The sequence below is a fragment of the Streptomyces sp. HNM0574 genome, from assembly GCF_012726235.1.
Lineage (GTDB): Bacteria > Actinomycetota > Actinomycetes > Streptomycetales > Streptomycetaceae > Streptomyces.
This window is the reverse complement of record NZ_JAASAH010000003.1, coordinates 176,256-193,886: the sequence shown is the minus strand read 5'-3', so window position 1 is coordinate 193,886 and position 17,631 is coordinate 176,256. Positions and strand designations below refer to the sequence as shown.

At 69.3% G+C, this 17,631-nt stretch carries 18 protein-coding genes; all 18 read left to right on the top strand.

Features of this window, described 5'->3' with window-relative positions; genetic code table 11:
• The first annotated feature begins 77 nt into the window (after positions 1 to 77).
• The 18 genes from rho (at position 78) to HCC30_RS07535 (ending at position 17,579) form a co-directional block, all read left to right on the top strand.
• Positions 78 to 2,117 carry a transcription termination factor Rho gene (gene rho, locus HCC30_RS07620; protein WP_169441573.1) on the top strand — a complete coding sequence of 680 codons (2,040 nt, stop codon included), beginning with the start codon at positions 78 to 80 and terminating at the stop codon, positions 2,115 to 2,117.
• 340 nt (positions 2,118 to 2,457) lie between these two features.
• Positions 2,458 to 3,588 carry an LCP family protein gene (locus tag HCC30_RS07615; RefSeq protein ID WP_169441572.1) on the top strand — a complete coding sequence of 377 codons (1,131 nt, stop codon included), beginning with the start codon at positions 2,458 to 2,460 and terminating at the stop codon, positions 3,586 to 3,588.
• A 137-nt stretch (positions 3,589 to 3,725) separates the two neighbouring features.
• Positions 3,726 to 3,944 carry a 50S ribosomal protein L31 gene (rpmE, locus tag HCC30_RS07610; protein WP_169441571.1) on the top strand — a complete coding sequence of 73 codons (219 nt, stop codon included), beginning with the start codon at positions 3,726 to 3,728 and terminating at the stop codon, positions 3,942 to 3,944.
• A 97-nt stretch (positions 3,945 to 4,041) separates the two neighbouring features.
• Positions 4,042 to 5,112, top strand: a complete 1,071-nt coding sequence (gene prfA / locus HCC30_RS07605) for a peptide chain release factor 1 (protein WP_169441570.1) — start codon at positions 4,042 to 4,044, stop codon at positions 5,110 to 5,112.
• An 84-nt stretch (positions 5,113 to 5,196) separates the two neighbouring features.
• Positions 5,197 to 6,042, top strand: coding sequence for a peptide chain release factor N(5)-glutamine methyltransferase (prmC, locus tag HCC30_RS07600; RefSeq protein WP_169441569.1), 846 nt, complete (start codon positions 5,197 to 5,199; stop codon positions 6,040 to 6,042).
• Entirely contained in the window at positions 6,042 to 6,689 is a 648-nt protein-coding gene (locus HCC30_RS07595) for an L-threonylcarbamoyladenylate synthase (RefSeq protein ID WP_169441568.1), read from the top strand. Before prmC ends, HCC30_RS07595 begins: the two co-directional genes overlap by 1 nt.
• A gap of 130 nt (positions 6,690 to 6,819) precedes the next feature.
• Entirely contained in the window at positions 6,820 to 7,443 is a 624-nt protein-coding gene (locus HCC30_RS07590; protein ID WP_346776554.1) for a protein-tyrosine-phosphatase, read from the top strand.
• 133 nt (positions 7,444 to 7,576) lie between these two features.
• Positions 7,577 to 8,887 (top strand): MraY family glycosyltransferase, encoded by a 1,311-nt coding sequence (locus HCC30_RS07585; RefSeq protein WP_346776535.1) that lies wholly within the window; start codon positions 7,577 to 7,579, stop codon positions 8,885 to 8,887.
• Between the two features lie 234 nt (positions 8,888 to 9,121).
• Complete coding sequence (locus HCC30_RS07580) at positions 9,122 to 9,568, top strand: hypothetical protein (protein WP_169441566.1); 447 nt, start codon at positions 9,122 to 9,124, stop codon at positions 9,566 to 9,568.
• A gap of 219 nt (positions 9,569 to 9,787) precedes the next feature.
• The gene (atpB, locus tag HCC30_RS07575) at positions 9,788 to 10,615 is read left to right on the top strand and encodes a F0F1 ATP synthase subunit A (RefSeq protein ID WP_169441565.1); all 828 of its coding nucleotides are present in this window, start codon (positions 9,788 to 9,790) and stop codon (positions 10,613 to 10,615) included.
• 76 nt (positions 10,616 to 10,691) lie between these two features.
• Entirely contained in the window at positions 10,692 to 10,922 is a 231-nt protein-coding gene (gene atpE / locus HCC30_RS07570) for an ATP synthase F0 subunit C (RefSeq protein WP_169441564.1), read from the top strand.
• Positions 10,923 to 10,963: 41 nt separating this feature from the next.
• Entirely contained in the window at positions 10,964 to 11,518 is a 555-nt protein-coding gene (locus HCC30_RS07565; RefSeq protein WP_346776534.1) for a F0F1 ATP synthase subunit B, read from the top strand.
• Entirely contained in the window at positions 11,515 to 12,330 is an 816-nt protein-coding gene (locus tag HCC30_RS07560; protein WP_169441562.1) for a F0F1 ATP synthase subunit delta, read from the top strand. The genes HCC30_RS07565 and HCC30_RS07560 overlap by 4 nt, the downstream gene beginning before the upstream one ends.
• A 120-nt stretch (positions 12,331 to 12,450) precedes the next feature.
• Positions 12,451 to 14,022: a F0F1 ATP synthase subunit alpha gene (atpA, locus tag HCC30_RS07555; protein ID WP_169441561.1), complete on the top strand. Its 1,572-nt coding sequence runs from the start codon at positions 12,451 to 12,453 to the stop codon at positions 14,020 to 14,022.
• Between the two features lie 3 nt (positions 14,023 to 14,025).
• Positions 14,026 to 14,964 (top strand): F0F1 ATP synthase subunit gamma, encoded by a 939-nt coding sequence (locus HCC30_RS07550; RefSeq protein ID WP_169441560.1) that lies wholly within the window; start codon positions 14,026 to 14,028, stop codon positions 14,962 to 14,964.
• Positions 14,965 to 14,966: 2 nt separating this feature from the next.
• Positions 14,967 to 16,421: a F0F1 ATP synthase subunit beta gene (gene atpD, locus HCC30_RS07545; RefSeq protein ID WP_169441559.1), complete on the top strand. Its 1,455-nt coding sequence runs from the start codon at positions 14,967 to 14,969 to the stop codon at positions 16,419 to 16,421.
• Positions 16,422 to 16,544: 123 nt separating this feature from the next.
• Entirely contained in the window at positions 16,545 to 16,925 is a 381-nt protein-coding gene (locus HCC30_RS07540) for a F0F1 ATP synthase subunit epsilon (protein ID WP_169441558.1), read from the top strand.
• A 201-nt stretch (positions 16,926 to 17,126) separates the two neighbouring features.
• Positions 17,127 to 17,579 carry a DUF2550 domain-containing protein gene (locus HCC30_RS07535; RefSeq protein ID WP_169441557.1) on the top strand — a complete coding sequence of 151 codons (453 nt, stop codon included), beginning with the start codon at positions 17,127 to 17,129 and terminating at the stop codon, positions 17,577 to 17,579.
• The last annotated feature ends 52 nt before the right edge of the window (positions 17,580 to 17,631 follow it).

Genomic DNA, 17,631 nt, shown 5'->3' with positions numbered 1-17,631 from the left:
GCACAGGACCCCAGCCGGACAGCACAACCGGTCGCCGAGCCAGACAGGCCGACGTCCGCTCCAGGGAAGGACCCTTCGTGAGCGACACCACCGATCTGATGGGCGTGAACGCCGACAACGCGGGCAGCTCTGCCGGCGCTGCCGCCGCGCCTGCCACGGACGCTCCTGCTTCCGCTGCGCCCAAGCGTCGGCGCTCCGGTACCGGGCTCGAGGGCATGGTCCTGGCCGAGCTGCAGCAGGTTGCCTCAGGACTCGGCATCAAGGGCACCGCGCGGATGCGCAAGAGCCAGCTGATCGAGGTCATCAAGGAGAGGCAGGCGGGCGGGAGTTCGGCCCCGCAGGGCGAGAAGCCCGCGGCGGCGAAGGACGCCAAGAGCACCGCCAAGGACTCCAAGTCCGGCAAGGACGAGCAGGGCGAGAAGCCCGCCGCCGCGCAGGAGAAGCCGAAGCGCCGCGCGACCTCGAAGGCGCGCACGGGTGAGAACGAGACGGACTCGGCGCAGCAGATCGAGATCCCGGGGCAGCCCGCCAGCGACGAGAAGCCCGCCGCCGAGCGCCGTACGCGCCGTGACCGTGCCGAGAACGGCGACGGTGACAAGGGCGAGGGCAAGAACGCCGACAAGGGCTCCGACAAGGGCGACAAGCAGGACCGTTCGCAGCAGGACGGCAAGGCCGACTCCCGCGAGGGCGGCCGGCCCGACCGTCAGCAGGACGGTGGCAAGGGCGGTGACGGCAAGCAGCAGGACCGTCAGTCCAAGCGCGACCGTCAGCGGGACCGTGACCGCAACCGCAACAAGAACAACGACGGCGGCGGCCAGAACCAGGGCCAGGGCGGCGGCGGTGGCGGCAACCGCGACCGTGACCGCGACCGCGACGAGGACTTCGAGGGCGGCCGCCGCGGCCGCCGCGGCCGCTACCGCGACCGCCGGGGCCGTCGCGGGCGTGACGACGCCGAGCCGCAGATCGCCGAGGACGACGTCCTGATCCCCGTCGCGGGCATCCTCGACATCCTCGACAACTACGCGTTCGTGCGCACCTCCGGCTACCTGCCGGGCCCGAACGACGTGTACGTCTCGCTGGCGCAGGTCCGCAAGAACGGGCTGCGCAAGGGTGACCACGTCACGGGTGCCGTGCGCCAGCCGCGTGAGGGCGAGCGGCGCGAGAAGTTCAACGCGCTGGTCCGCCTCGACTCCGTCAACGGCACCGCGCCCGAGGGCGGCAAGGCCCGTGCGGAGTTCAACAAGCTGACGCCGCTGTACCCGCAGGAGCGGCTGCGCCTGGAGACGGACCCGGGTCACCTGACCTCGCGGATCATCGACCTGGTCGCGCCGATCGGCAAGGGGCAGCGCGGTCTGATCGTGGCGCCGCCGAAGGCGGGCAAGACCACGGTGCTGCAGTCGATCGCGAACTCCATCACGACGAACAACCCCGAGTGCCACCTGATGGTCGTGCTCGTGGACGAGCGTCCCGAGGAAGTCACCGACATGCAGCGGTCGGTGAAGGGCGAGGTCATCTCCTCGACCTTCGACCGTCCGGCCGAAGACCACACCACCATCGCCGAGTTGGCGATCGAGCGCGCCAAGCGTCTGGTGGAGCTGGGGCACGACGTGGTGGTGCTGCTCGACAACATCACCCGCCTCGGCCGCGCGTACAACCTCGCGGCCCCGGCCTCCGGCCGGATCCTCTCCGGTGGTGTCGACTCGACGGCGCTGTACCCGCCGAAGAAGTTCTTCGGTGCGGCGCGGAACATCGAGGACGGCGGCTCCCTGACGATCCTCGCGGCGGCGCTGGTGGAGACCGGCTCCCGCATGGACGAGGTGATCTTCGAGGAGTTCAAGGGCACCGGCAACATGGAGCTCAAGCTCGACCGGAAGCTCTCCGAGAAGCGCATCTTCCCCGCGGTGGACGTCGACGCGTCCAGCACCCGCAAGGAAGACATCCTGATGGCGAACGAGGAGCTCCAGATCATCTGGAAGCTCCGCCGGGTCCTCCACGCGCTGGACCAGCAGCAGGCGATCGAGCTCCTGCTGGACAAGCTGAAGAAGACCAAGTCGAACGCCGAGTTCCTGCTGCAGATCCAGAAGACGACGCCGACGCCGGGCAACGGCGGCGAGTGACGCCGGTGGCCCGGCCACGGAACGTGAACCGGGTCACCTGTATGGACGCAGCTGTGAGGGCCGTCCCACCACATTCGGTGGGGCGGCCCTCGCCGTATGTGAGCTGCCCTGAGAGCTTGACCACAGGCGACCGGTCCGCGACCCGCCCGGCAAATTCCCGGGCGGTGGCCCGTCGTCGCAGGTAGAAGGGGAGGGAACACCCCGTTCCCCGGGGGTTGGCTCGGGTCCGTCCGCACCGGTGTGGTTTGCGTGCAGTGGTCACCCACTGTGCAACCCTTCCGCAGGACGAATCGTCTTCCACGGGACGACGAGCCAGCACGGCAGGACCGAGGGAAGTGACATGCCGGACGACACGAGGAGCGGCGGCCAGCCGGACGCCCAGGCCCGCGCCGGAGGCGTACGGGCCACCGGGCGGCGCCGCAAGCCGCGTACGCGGCGGCAGCGCGTGCTGCGGGTCGTGGCGTGGACGGCCGCCGGTGTGATCGTCCTGGGCGGCGGGGCGCTCGGCTTCGTCTACTTCAAGTTCGACGGGAACATCACCGGCATCGACATCAACGCGGCGCTCGGCACCGACCGGCCCGTGGACACCCCGAACGGCTCGATGGACATCCTCGTCCTGGGCTCCGACTCCCGCTCCGGCAGCAACGCCAAGTACGGGCAGGACGGCGGCGGGGCGCGCTCGGACACCGCGATGGTCGTGCACGTCAACAAGGACCACGACAAGGCGAGCGTCGTCTCGATACCGCGGGACACGATCATCGACCGGCCCTCGTGCGTGAAGGACGACGGGAGCGGGGCGCAGGTCCCGGCGCAGCAGGCGATGTTCAACTCGGCGTACGAGGTCGGCGGCCCGGCCTGCGCGGTGAAGACCGTCGAGACGATGTCCGGGGTCCGCATGGACCACTACGTCGAGGTCGACTTCTCGGGCTTCAAGAAGCTCATCGACACGCTCGGCGGCGTCGAGATCACCACGGCCAAGGCCATACAGGACAAGGACAGCCACCTGAACATCGGCGCCGGCACGCACCGGCTCAACGGTGAGCAGTCGCTGGGCCTCGTCCGCACCCGGCACGGCGTCGGCGACGGCAGCGACCTGGGACGCATCCAGCTCCAGCAGGCGTTCGTGAAGGCGCTGGTCGAGCAGGTCAACAGCGTCGGGATGTTCAGCAACCCGAAGAAGCTGTACGACCTGGCCGACACCGCGACCAAGACCGTCACCACCGACTCCGACCTGGACTCGGCGGCCGACCTGGCCGGCCTCGCACAGATGCTCAAGGGCATCAAGCCCGACGACATCCAGATGACGACGCTGCCCGTGCAGTACGACCCGGCCGACCCGAACCGCGTCGTCCCGCTGGAGATGAAGACGAAGCAGGTCTGGACGGCCGTGAAGCGGGACGCGCGGATCCCGGAGTCGGCGACGAAGGACTCCGCCGGCGACAAGACCGACATACACGACGTGGTCCGCTGACGCACCGGCGGGAATAGAACCCCCGACCACCCGGTTTTGGGGGGTGCGGCCAGTAGTGGCAAACTGGACCGTCGGTCCCGGTTCACGGTGGGCAGTCCGCCCTCCGACCCGGAACCCTCCCGAACCTAGGAGACACCTTGAAGCGCGACATTCACCCGGAGTACGTCGAGACCCAGGTCAGCTGCACCTGCGGTAACGAGTTCACCACGCGGAGCACCATGTCGGTCGTCCGCGCCGACATCTGCTCCGCCTGCCACCCCTTCTACACCGGCAAGCAGAAGATCATGGACACGGGTGGGCGCGTGGCCCGCTTCGAGGCCCGCTTCGGCAAGAACGCCGGGTCCGCGAAGAAGTAGCGACGAAGCAGCGCCGGTCCTCGGCCGTCCCGTTCGGGGCGGCCGGACCGGCGCTCTTTTGGTGCTGCTGCTCCTTCTCCCAGGTTAGGAACCCACGATGTTCGAGGCGGTCGAGGAACTCATCGGCGAGCACGCCGATATCGAGAAGAAGCTCGCCGACCCCGCGATCCACGCCGATCAGGCGGGAGCGCGCAAGCTCAACAAGCGGTACGCGGAGCTCACCCCGATCATCACGGCGTACCTGGCCTGGAAGCAGAACGGCGAGGACATCGTCACGGCCCGTGAACTCGGCGCCGACGACCCGGAGTTCGCCGCCGAGGTCAAGGTGCTGGAGGAGCGGCACGAGGAGCTCACGGAGAAGCTGCGGCTGCTCCTCGTCCCCCGGGACCCGAGCGACGACAAGGACGTCATCCTGGAGGTCAAGGCGGGGGAGGGTGGCGACGAGTCCGCGCTCTTCGCCGGCGACCTGCTGCGGATGTACCTCAGGTACGCCGAGCGGCTCGGCTGGAAGACGGAGCTGATCCAGGCCAACGAGTCGGATCTGGGCGGCTACAAGGACGTCCAGGTCGCCGTGAAGGCCAAGGGGCAGACGGAGCCGGGCCAGGGCGTGTGGGCGCGGCTGAAGTACGAGGGCGGCGTGCACCGGGTGCAGCGGGTCCCCGCGACGGAGTCGCAGGGCCGCATCCACACCTCGGCCGCCGGTGTCCTCGTCCTCCCCGAGGCGGAGGACGTGGACGTCGAGATCAGCCCGAACGATCTGCGGATCGACGTGTACCGCTCCTCGGGCCCCGGCGGCCAGTCCGTCAACACCACGGACTCCGCCGTCCGCATCACGCACGAGCCGACCGGCATCGTCGTCTCCTGCCAGAACGAGAAGAGCCAGCTCCAGAACAAGGAGCAGGCGCTCCGCATCCTGCGCGCCAGGCTGCTGGCCGCGGCGCAGGAGGAGGCGGAGAAGGAAGCCTCGGACGCCCGCCGCAGCCAGGTCCGCACGGTGGACCGCTCCGAGCGCGTCCGCACGTACAACTTCCCGGAGAACCGGATCTCCGACCACCGGGTGGGCTTCAAGGCGTACAACCTGGACCAGGTGCTCGACGGCGAGCTCGACCCGGTGATCCAGGCGTGCGTCGACGCGGACGCGTCGGCGAAGCTCGCCGCGGCGCAGTAGGGGTCCGCCCGGTCCTCAAGTCCCCACAGCCCGTCACCCGTTGACGCGGCGTCCCGTACATCCGTAAGCGCGTAGGAGAGGCTCGTGAACGTGCTGCTTGCCGAGGTGGCCCAGGCCACCCAGCGGTTGGCCGACGCAGGTGTGCCCTCACCGCGGTTCGACGCGGAGGAGCTGGCCGCCTTCGTGCACGGCGTGAAACGGGGCGAGCTGATCCGCGTCTCGGACGCCGACTTCGACGCCAGGTACTGGGAGGCCGTCGCCCGCCGCGAGGCCCGCGAGCCGCTCCAGCACATCACCGGGCGCGCCTTCTTCCGGTACCTCGAACTCCAGGTGGGCCCGGGCGTGTTCGTGCCCAGGCCGGAGACCGAGTCGGTGGTCGGCTGGGCGATAGACGCCGTGCGGGCCATGGACGTGGCCGAGCCGCTGGTGGTGGACCTGTGCACCGGCTCCGGCGCCATCGCGCTGGCCCTGGCCCAGGAGGTGCCGCGCTCGCGCGTGCACGCGGTCGAGCTGGACGAGGGCGCGTACGGCTGGGCGTGCAAGAACGTCGAGGGCTCCCGCGTCAACCTGCACCACGGCGACGCGTTGACGGCGCTGCCCGAACTCGACGGGCAGGTCGACCTGGTCATCTCCAACCCGCCCTACATCCCGCTCACCGAGTGGGAGTATGTGGCCCCCGAGGCCCGCGACCACGACCCCGAACTCGCGTTGTTCTCGGGCGAGGACGGTCTGGTGACGATCCGCGGACTGGAGCGTGCGGCACACCGCCTGCTGCGCCCCGGCGGCCTCGTGGTCATCGAGCACGCCGACACCCAGGGCGGCCAGGTGCCCTGGATCTTCACCGAGGACCGCGGCTGGGCGGACGCCGCGGACCACCCCGACCTCAACAACAGGCCCCGATTCGCCACAGCCCGCAGGGAGGTGCCGTGATGGCACGGCGTTACGACTGCTCCGACGCGACCGACCGCAAGACCGGCCTGCGCGAGGCCGCTTCGGCCGTCCGGCGGGGCGAACTCGTCGTGCTGCCCACCGACACCGTCTACGGCATCGGCGCCGACGCGTTCAGCCCGGACGCGGTCGGTGACCTGCTGGAGGCCAAGGGCCGCGGACGCAACATGCCCTCGCCGGTCCTCGTCGGCTCCCCGAGCACCCTGCACGGCCTCGTCACCGACTTCTCCGAGCGGGCCTGGGACCTCGTCGACGCCTACTGGCCCGGCGCGCTCACCCTCGTCGCCCGGCAGCAGCCGTCCCTCGCCTGGGACCTCGGGGACGCGCGCGGCACCGTCGCCGTACGGATGCCGCTGCACCCCGTCGCGCTCGAACTCCTCAAGGAATTCGGGCCGATGGCCGTCTCCTCGGCCAACCTCACCGGGCACCCCTCGCCGCAGGACTGCGACGCGGCGCAGGACATGCTGGGCGATTCCGTCGCCGTCTACCTCGACGGCGGCCCGACCCCGGACAACGTCCCGTCGTCGATCGTCGACGTCACCGGCGGCACCCCGGTGCTGCTGCGCGCGGGCGCGCTCGACGCGGACGAGCTGCGCAAGGTCGTACCCGACCTGGAGGTGGCCTCGTGACGCGGGCCGCAGCACACCAGCTCCACCGGCTGCCGGGCGTCGCCGACGCCGGGCGGCCGTCGGACCGGGCCGGGAGTACCGCGCAGTGAGCGACCTCCACGGGCGTGGCCCCGCGGAGCGGACCGGCGGCATAATCCAGCCCGCGTCGGACACCTTCCGCGTCCTCCACGTCTCCACCGGCAACGTCTGCCGCTCGCCGATCACCGAGCGGCTGACGCGGCATGCCCTGGACGACCGGCTGGGCGACGCGCGCAGCGGCGGCATCGTCGTCGAGAGCGCGGGCACCTGGGGCCACGAGGGCGCGCCCATGGAGGACCACGCGGCCGAGGTCCTCGTCGAGTACGGCGCCGACACCGACGGATTCCGCGGCCGGGAGCTGATCGACGACCACGTCATCCGCGCCGACCTGGTGCTGACCGCCACCCGCGACCACCGCGCGCAGGTCATCTCCATGGGCCACTCCGCCGGTCTGCGCACCTTCACGCTCAAGGAGTTCACGCGCCTCGTGCGCGCGATAGACGCCGCGACCCTGCCCGACCCGCGCTCCGCCGAGGGCGTCGTCGAGCGGGCCCGCGCCCTCGTCCAGGCGGCGGCTGCCCTGCGCGGCTGGCTGCTCGCGCCCGACCCCGAGGCGGACGAGATCTACGACCCGTACGGGGCGCCGATCCCGTACTTCCGCACCGTCGGCGACGAGATCAGCAAGGCGCTCGACCCCGTCGTCACCGCGATGACCGGCGTTCCGGCCCGCACCTGAGCGGTGCCCGCGTCCCGGTGCGCACCCCGTGCACGGAGAACGAGAGCGGACAGGCGGGTGTCCTAGGGTGTGGACCTGCTGAGTTTCCCCTCAGCGCATCCGAAGATCAGTCGGCGAGACCCCTGGGGAGCCCGTGCGTGAATATCTGCTGACGCTGTGCGTTACGGCCGCGGTCACCTATCTGCTGACCGGCCCTGTGCGGAAGTTCGCCATCGCGGCGGGCGCCATGCCACAGATCCGAGCCCGTGACGTGCACCGCGAGCCCACTCCCCGGATGGGTGGCATCGCGATGTTCGGCGGACTCTGCGCCGGCCTCCTCGCCGCGTCCCAACTCACCAACATCGGCGAGGTGTTCACCCTTTCCGATGAACCGCGGGCCCTGCTCTCCGGCGCCGGACTGATCTGGCTGCTCGGCGTCCTCGACGACAAGTGGGGCGTGGACGCGCTGGTCAAGCTCGGCGGGCAGATGATCGCCGCGGGGGTGATGGTCCTCCAGGGCCTGACGATCCTGTGGCTGCCCGTCCCCGGCGTCGGCAACGTCGCGCTGACCCCGCTCCAGGGGACGCTGCTGACGGTCGCGCTCGTCGTCATCACCATCAACGCCGTCAACTTCGTGGACGGCCTCGACGGCCTCGCCTCGGGCATGGTCGGCATCGCCTCGGTCGCGTTCTTCATGTACGCGTACCGCATCTGGTACGGCTACGGCGTCGAGGCGGCGGCGCCCGCGACGCTCTTCGCCGCGGTGCTGATGGGCATGTGCATCGGCTTCCTGCCGCACAACATGCACCCCGCGCGGATCTTCATGGGCGACTCGGGATCGATGCTGATCGGTCTGGTGCTCGCGGCCGGCGCGGTCTCGATCACCGGTCAGGTGGACCCCGACCTCATGGTCGAGCAGTCCGGCTCGGTGCGGTCCGCGGTGCACACGATGGTGCCGCTGTACATGCCGCTGCTGCTGCCGCTGACCATCATCGCGATCCCGGTCGCGGACCTGATCCTCGCCATCGTCCGGCGTACCTGGCACGGCCAGTCGCCGTTCGCCGCCGACCGCGGGCACCTGCACCACCGGCTGCTGGAGATCGGGCACTCGCACAGCCGCGCGGTGCTGATCATGTACTTCTGGTCCGCGCTGATCGCCTTCGGCGCCGTGGCCTTCTCGGTCCAGTCCTCCAGCCTCGTGGTCGTCCTCACGATCGTCCTGCTCAGCGCCGTCGGCCTGGTCGTCCTGCTGCTGCCCCGGTTCACCCCGCGGGTGCCGTCCTGGGCGGAGCGCCTCGTCCCGCCGCGCTACCGCAAGCCGCACGAGGAGGCGGCGGCGGAGGAGCCCGGGGACTCCGGGGGAGAGGCCGTGGCGGCGGGCGCGCAAGGTGCCACGGAGGACAAGGAGAGCCGCTCAGGGGACTCCGGGGGCCCGGTGGGCGGTTCGGCGAACGGACGCCCATAGCAGGCCCGTTCGCACCCGTCAGCGGGACGCGCACGAAGTAGTGCACACGTGTGACAGGGTGCACACGATGTGGGTAAAGACCTCATCAAAAAGTTTGTGATAGCGTTCACGAAACCCGGTGACGGAGCCGAAGTGTCGCAGAGCATGGGCTCCGGCGCGAGGCAGTGACCTCAACGCCGGGTCCCCCGTTCGTCATTGACGACAGATGCCCCCGATTTCCCCGGAGCAACTCCCATGCAGTCGAACGACGCTCGCATGCTGCTGCACTGCGCCGTACCGACCGGCCTGGCCGGCGTCGTGGGTGCCGTCGTCGGTGGCGTACTGGACGGCGGGAAGGGTGCCATCGGCGGAGCCGCCGGCGCGGTCATCGTGATCCTCTTCATGGGGATCGGGCTGTACGTCCTGCAGCGCACCGCCAAATCCCTCCCGCACCTTTTCCAGGCGATGGGGCTGCTGCTCTACACGACGCAGATCCTGTTGCTCGCCGTGGTCCTGGCCCTGTTCAAGGACGCCACGTTCTTCAACCCCCACGTATTCGCGTTCACCCTCCTCGGGACCACCCTCGTGTGGATCGCGTCCCAGGCACGGGCGCACATGAAGGCCAAGATCCTTTACGTGCAGCCCGACTCCTCTCCCCGTGACGACGCGCAGAAGACCGCCGCCACGGGAGCGAATTCGTGAGGCGTAGGGCCGGGATAAAGACTCGTTCGAGCAACTGCTATCGTCCGTTCCCAACTGCGGCGCAGCAGGCGCGAGCAGCCGGGCTGCCGGGTTCCACGGGACGGAGCAGGCGGCCCCGCTCGCTGATCAGCCGCCGCCCTCACACCCGTACGACCAGTCCAGTGCCGCTCCGCGGATGCACGCCGCGCCGACACATCGAGGTAGCCGTATCCATGCGCCATGCAGAAGGAGCTCGCGGTGAGTGCTGACCAGATGCTCGCCTTCGAGGCCGATTGCCAGATCTTTAGCGGTTGCGGCTTCCCGGCCCCGGGGCTCCACTCGTTCGTCTTCAAGCCGATGTTCACCGTCGGCGGCATCGAGTTCAACAAGCCGATGCTGCTTGCCCTGTTGGGAACCGTCGCGATCGTCTGGTTCTTCTGGGCCGCGTTCAGCAAGCCCAAGCTGGTGCCGGGCAAGCTGCAGATGGTCGGTGAGGCGGGGTACGACTTCGTGCGCCGCGGCATCGTCTACGAGACGATCGGCAAGAAGGAGGGCGAGAAGTATGTGCCTCTCATGGTCGCCCTCTTCTTCTTCGTCTGGGTGATGAACCTCTGGTCGATCATTCCGTTCGCCCAGTTCCCGGTGACCTCGGTCATCGCCTTCCCCGCCGGACTGGCGATCATCGTCTGGCTCGTCTGGGTCTCCCTGACCTTCAAGCGGCACGGTTTCGTCGGCGCGTTCAAGAACTTCACCGGATACGACAAGTCGCTCGGCCCGGTGCTGCCGCTCGCCATGGTGATCGAGTTCTTCTCGAACCTGCTGGTGCGACCCTTCACCCACGCCGTCCGGCTCTTCGCGAACATGTTCGCGGGGCACCTGCTGATCGTGATGTTCACGATCGCCACTTGGTACTTCATGAACGGTCTGGGCTTCATCTACGCCCCGGTCGGCTTCGTGATGACCATCGTGATGATCGGCTTCGAGCTCTTCATCCAGGCGATCCAGGCGTACGTCTTCGTGCTCCTGGCCTGCAACTACGTCCAGGGCGCGCTCGCCGAGCACCACTGAGTGAGCCTCTCCACCCCAGCCCCAGTTGTCCGGTGGCCAACCCCCACCGGTCCGTGAAACAGAAGGAAGAAACGGCATGTCCGCTCTCCAGAACCTTGCTGCCGTCACCGGCGACCTCGGCTCCGTCGGTTACGGTCTCGCCGCGATCGGCCCCGGCATCGGCGTCGGCATCGTCTTCGGTAACGGCACCCAGGCCCTGGCCCGTCAGCCCGAGGCCGCCGGTCTGATCCGCCAGAACCAGATCCTCGGCTTCGCCTTCTGTGAGGCCCTCGCCCTGATCGGCATCGTCATGCCGTTCGTCTACTGACGGTCAGCGACACCAGCCCACCGTCGACGAAAGGCACTGATGTGAACGCCCTGGTAAACATGGCGGCCGAGGAGAAGATGAACCCTCTCCTCCCCCCGATCCCAGAGCTCGTCATCGGCCTGATCGCATTCGCCATCGTCTTCTTCTTCCTGTGGAAGAAGCTCCTCCCGAGCATCAACAAGGTGCTGGACGAGCGTCGTGAAGCCATCGAAGGCGGCATCGAAAAGGCCGAGGCGGCGCAGGAAGAGGCAGCCGAGGTCCTCAAGCAGTACAAGGACCAGCTCGCCGAGGCCCGTCACGAGGCCGCGCGTCTGCGCTCCGAGGCGCAGGAGCAGGGCGCCGCGCTCATCGCCGAGATGCGCGCGGAAGGCCAGCGCCAGCGCGAGGAGATCATCGCGGCTGGCCACGCCCAGATCGAGGCCGACCGCAAGCAGGCCGCGCAGACGCTGCGTCAGGACGTGGGCAAGCTTGCCACCGACCTGGCGGGCAAGCTGGTCGGTGAGTCCCTCGAGGACCACGCCCGCCAGAGCCGTACGATCGACCGCTTCCTCGACCAGCTCGAGGAGAAGGCCGACACCAGCGGAGCCGCCCGATGAGTGGAGCGAGCCGCGAGGCGCTGGCCGCCGCACGCGAGAGCCTGACCGCGCTGACCGACAACACCTCGGTCGACGCCAAGGTCCTCGCCGACGAGCTGTCCGCCGTGACCGCGCTCCTCGACCGTGAGGTGTCCTTGCGCCGGGTCCTGACCGACCCGGCGCAGGACGGCGAGGCCAAGGCCCAGCTGGTGGCACGCGTCCTGGGCGAGCAGGTGGGCGGCGCGACCGTCGACCTGGTCTCGGGCATGGTCCGGTCCCGCTGGTCGGCCCCGCGCCACTTCGTGGACGCGGTGGAGGAGCTGGCGGACTCCGCCGAGCTCGTTGCCGCCGAGCGTGACGGTTCGCTGGAGGACGTCGAGGACGAGCTGTTCCGGTTCTCCCGGACGGTCTCCTCCGCGCCCGAGCTGCGGGCCGCGCTGGCCGGCAGCTCCGCCGGTGCGCAGGCCAAGACGCAGCTGGTGCACAGCCTGCTCGGCGGCCGGGCGAAGCCCGCCACGGAGCGGCTGGTCACCCGCCTGGTGACGCACCCGCGGGGACGTAGCCTGGAGGGAGGGCTCGACGCCCTCTCCAAGCTGGCCGCCGAGCGGCGGGACCGCTCGGTCGCGATCGTCACCTCGGCGGTGCCGCTCAGCGACGGTCAGAAGCAGCGTCTCGGTGACGTGCTGGCGCGCCTCTACGGCCGCCGGATGCACCTCAACCTGGACGTGGACCCCGAGGTCCTCGGCGGGATCGCGGTGCGCATCGGCGACGAGGTCATCAACGGCTCCATCGCGGAGCGTCTCGGTGAGGCGCAGCGGCGGATCGCCCGCTGACCGGCAGCACACCAACTCAACAGCATTAGTAGCGGCCCGAGTTGGGCCGACACACCTCCTGGGGGGCACCCCCAGACCCCCAGACATATTCGGGCCCAACAAGGAGAGCAGGGAACCCAGATGGCGGAGCTCACGATCCGGCCGGATGAGATCCGGGACGCGCTGGAGAACTTTGTCCAGTCGTACGAGCCGGACGCGGCCTCACGCGAAGAGGTCGGGACGGTCAGCGTTGCCGGCGACGGCATCGCGAAGGTCGAGGGGCTGCCCTCGGCCATGGCGAACGAGCTGCTGAAGTTCGAGGACGGCACCCTCGGCCTCGCCCTCAACCTCGAGGAGCGCGAGATCGGTGCCGTCGTCCTCGGTGAGTTCAGCGGCATCGAAGAGGGCCAGCAGGTGCAGCGCACCGGCGAGGTCCTGTCGGTTCCGGTCGGCGACGCCTTCCTCGGTCGCGTCGTGGACCCGCTGGGTGCCCCGGTCGACGGTCTCGGTGACATCGAGTCCGAGGGCCGCCGCGCCCTCGAGCTCCAGGCCCCCACGGTCATGGAGCGCAAGTCGGTGCACGAGCCGATGGAGACGGGCTACAAGGCCGTCGACACCATGACCCCCGTCGGCCGCGGTCAGCGTCAGCTGGTCATCGGTGACCGGCAGACCGGCAAGACCGCCCTCTGCGTCGACACGATCATCAACCAGCGGGACAACTGGCGCTCCGGCGACCCCGACAAGCAGGTGCGCTGCATCTACGTCGCGGTCGGCCAGAAGGGCTCCACCATCGCGTCCGTCCGCGGCGCGCTGGAGGAGGCCGGTGCGCTGGAGTACACGACGATCGTCGCGGCCCCCGCGTCCGACCCGGCGGGCTTCAAGTACCTGGCCCCGTACACCGGTTCGGCCATCGGCCAGCACTGGATGTACCAGGGCAAGCACGTCCTCGTCGTCTTCGACGACCTGTCGAAGCAGGCCGACGCCTACCGCGCGGTGTCCCTGCTGCTGCGCCGTCCGCCGGGCCGTGAGGCCTACCCGGGCGACGTCTTCTACCTGCACTCCCGGCTGCTGGAGCGTTGCGCCAAGCTGTCCGACGACATGGGCAAGGGCTCGATGACGGGTCTGCCGATCGTCGAGACCAAGGCGAACGACGTGTCGGCGTTCATTCCGACCAACGTCATCTCCATCACCGACGGCCAGTGCTTCCTGGAGTCCGACCTGTTCAACGCGGGCCAGCGCCCGGCGCTGAACGTCGGTATCTCGGTCTCCCGTGTCGGTGGTTCCGCGCAGCACAAGGCGATCAAGCAGATCACCGGTTCGCTCCGTGTGGACCTCGCCCAGTACCGCGAGCTGGAGGCGTTCGCCGCCTTCGGTTCCGACCTGGACGACGCCTCCAAGGCATCGCTGGAGCGCGGTAAGCGCATGGTCGAGCTGCTGAAGCAGCCGCAGTACGCGCCGTTCTCCACCGAGGACCAGGTCGTCTCCGTGTGGTCCGGCACGAACGGCAAGATGGACGACGTCCCCGTCGAGGACATCCGCCGCTTCGAGCGCGAGCTGCTGGACTTCATGCACCGCGAGCACGACGGTCTGCTGAAGAGCATCCGCGAGGGCGGCAAGATGTCGGACGACACGCTCACTGCCCTGGGCGACGCCGTCGACTCCTTCAAGCGCCAGTTCGAGACCGCGGACGGCAAGCTCCTGGGCGAGGACTGATCCATGGGCGCCCAGCTGAGGGTCTACAAGCGACGGATCAAGTCCGTCACTGCGACCAAGAAGATCACCAGGGCGATGGAGATGATCGCCGCCTCGCGCATCGTCAAGGCGCAGCGCAGGGTGGCGGCCTCCGAGCCGTACGCGACCGAGCTCACCCGTGCGGTGACCGCCGTCGCGCAGGGCTCGAACACGGAGCACTCGCTCACCACCGAGGTCGAGCGTCCGACGCGCGCCGCGGTCCTGCTCATCACGAGCGACCGCGGTCTGGCGGGCGGCTACAACTCCAACGCCATCAAGGCCGCGGATCAGCTGACCGCACGGCTGACCGGTGAGGGCAAGGAAGTCGTCAACTTCATCGTCGGCTCCAAGGGTGTCTCGTACTACGGCTTCCGTGACCGCGCGATCCAGGAGTCCTGGACCGGCTTCACGGACAGCCCGACGTACGCGGACGCCAAGGCCGTCGCCGCCCCGCTCATCGAGGCCGTCCAGGCCGAGACGGCGCAGGGCGGGGTGGACGAACTCCACATCGTCTACACCGAGTTCGTCTCGATGATGACGCAGACCCCGGTGCAGAACCGGATGCTGCCGCTCAGCCTCGGGAAGAGCGAGGAGTCGGCGGAGGCTGTGGAGGGGGCCCCGAAGAAGGGCCAGGAGATCCTGCCGCTGTTCGACTTCGAGCCCTCGGCCGAGGAAGTGCTCGACGCGCTGCTCCCGCGGTACGTCGAGAGCCGGATCTACAACGCACTGTTGCAGGCCGCCGCTTCGAAGCACGCCGCCACGCGTCGTGCGATGAAGTCGGCGACCGACAACGCCGAAGACCTCATCAAGTCGCTGACGCGGCTTGCCAATGCGGCCCGCCAGGCCGACATCACCCAGGAAATCAGTGAGATCGTCGGTGGCGCGAGCGCGCTGGCTGACGCTTCTGCGGGGAGTGACCGCTAACTATGACCACCACTGTTGAGCCGACCGCGACCGCCGGCGTGGCCGCGGGCCGCGTCGCGCGGGTCATCGGCCCGGTCGTCGACGTGGAGTTCCCCGTCGACGCCATGCCGGACATCTACAACGCGCTGACCGTCGAGGTCGCCGACCCGGCGAACGAGGGCGAGAAGAAGACCCTCACGCTCGAGGTCGCACAGCACCTCGGTGAGGGCCTCGTCAAGGCCATCGCCATGGAGCCCACCGACGGTCTGGTCCGCCAGGCCCCGGTGACCGACACGGGCGAGAGCATCACCGTCCCGGTCGGTGACGTCACCAAGGGCCGGGTGTTCAACACCCTCGGCAAGATCCTGAACGAGCCCGAAGCCGAGGCCGAGGTGACCGAGCGGTGGTCCATCCACCGCCAGGCCCCCGCGTTCGACCAGCTCGAGTCCAAGACCGAGATGTTCGAGACCGGCCTGAAGGTCGTCGACCTGCTGACCCCGTACGTCAAGGGCGGCAAGATCGGTCTGTTCGGCGGCGCCGGCGTCGGCAAGACCGTTCTCATCCAGGAAATGATCATGCGTGTGGCCAAGCTGCACGAGGGCGTTTCCGTGTTCGCCGGTGTCGGCGAGCGCACCCGTGAGGGCAACGACCTGATCGAGGAGATGGCCGAGTCCGGCGTTCTCCCGCAGACCGCGCTTGTCTTCGGTCAGATGGACGAGCCGCCGGGGACCCGTCTCCGCGTCGCCCTGGCCGGTCTGACCATGGCGGAGTACTTCCGCGATGTGCAGAAGCAGGACGTGCTGTTCTTCATCGACAACATCTTCCGCTTCACGCAGGCCGGTTCCGAGGTCTCCACCCTGCTGGGCCGCATGCCCTCCGCGGTGGGTTACCAGCCGAACCTGGCGGACGAGATGGGTGTTCTCCAGGAGCGCATCACCTCGACCCGTGGTCACTCCATCACCTCGATGCAGGCGATCTACGTGCCCGCGGACGACCTCACCGACCCGGCCCCGGCGACGACCTTCGCGCACCTCGACGCGACGACGGTTCTCTCCCGGCCGATCTCGGAGAAGGGCATCTACCCGGCGGTGGACCCGCTGGACTCGACGTCCCGCATCCTGGACCCGCGCTACATCTCGCAGGACCACTACAACTGCGCCTCGCGCGTCAAGGGCATCCTGCAGAAGTACAAGGACCTCCAGGACATCATCTCCATCCTGGGTATCGACGAGCTGTCCGAGGAGGACAAGCTCACGGTGTCCCGTGCCCGCCGGATCGAGCGCTTCCTGTCGCAGAACACCCACGCGGCGAAGCAGTTCACCGGTCTCGACGGATCGGACGTCCCGCTGGACGAGTCGATCGCGGCCTTCAACGCGATCGCCGACGGCGAGTACGACCACTTCCCCGAGCAGGCGTTCTTCATGTGCGGTGGCCTCGAGGACCTCAAGGCCAAGGCCAAGGAGCTCGGCGTCTCCTGACGCCCGCTCCACGGTGGGGGCGGACCCAGGGAATCCGCCCCCGCCGAAGAACCCCGTATTCTTTCTCCCATCCCAGTGCTGTGATCCCGGGGCCCGCCCCGGACCCCCAACGAAGGAGCCACTGTGGCTGAGCTGCACGTCGAGTTGGTCGCCGCGGACCGCAAGGTCTGGTCGGGCGAGGCCAGCCTGGTCGTCGCGCGCACCACGTCCGGTGATATCGGCGTCATGCCCGGCCACCAGCCGCTGCTCGGAGTGCTGGAGTCGGGCGCGGTCACGATTCGTACGGCGGGTGAGAGCGGCGAGGGAACCGTCGTCGCCGCGGTGCACGGAGGTTTCATCTCCTTCGCGGACGACAAGCTTTCGCTGCTCGCCGAGATCGCGGAGCTTGCCGACGAGATCGACGTCGAGCGCGCCGAGGTGGCGCGCGAGCGGGCCAAGTCGGACACCGACGCCGCCGCCGAGCGGCGCGCCGACGTCCGGCTGCGAGCGGTGGCGAGCCGCTGAGGCGGCGGACCACCACAGCAGGAACGCTCAGCCGCGGGCCGCTCCGGAAACCCCGGAGCGGCCCGCGGCTGAACCCATACCGGAGCGGATGAACGAGATCCACACCACGGTGGTCGCCGTTCGTCCGCGAGCTCCGCGGGATGTGCGGTACACACGGAGTGCGCATACGCGGATCGAGAGACAGCGAGGAGGTCGGTGAAGATGGTCCTCGCTCTGCTGCTGTGCGGCGCGGTCCTCCTGCTGGCGCTGGCGGGGCTGTTCGCCTTCGGGGTGCGGCGGCGTCTGATCCAGCGCCCCGGTGGCACCTTCGACTGCAATCTGCGCTGGGAGGCGCCCGAGGATCCCTCGCGCGAGCCGAGGGGCAAGGGCTGGACGTACGGTGTGGCCCGCTACAACGGCGACGAGGTGGAGTGGTTCCGCGTCTTCTCCTACGCGCCCCGTCCCCGCCGGACGCTGGAGCGCGGCGGGATCGAGGTGCTGGAGCGGCGCGATCCCGAGGGCGAGGAGGAGCTGGCCCTGCTCTCCGACGCCGTGATCCTCGCCTGCTCGGTACGCGGCACCCGCGTCGAACTCGCCATGAGCGACGACGCCTTGACCGGATTCCTGGCCTGGCTGGAGGCGGCCCCTCCGGGGCAGCGGGTCAACGTGGCCTGAACGGAGGGGTCTCGCTGGGTGGGGGTGCCCCCGGACGGAGTCTGGGGGAGGG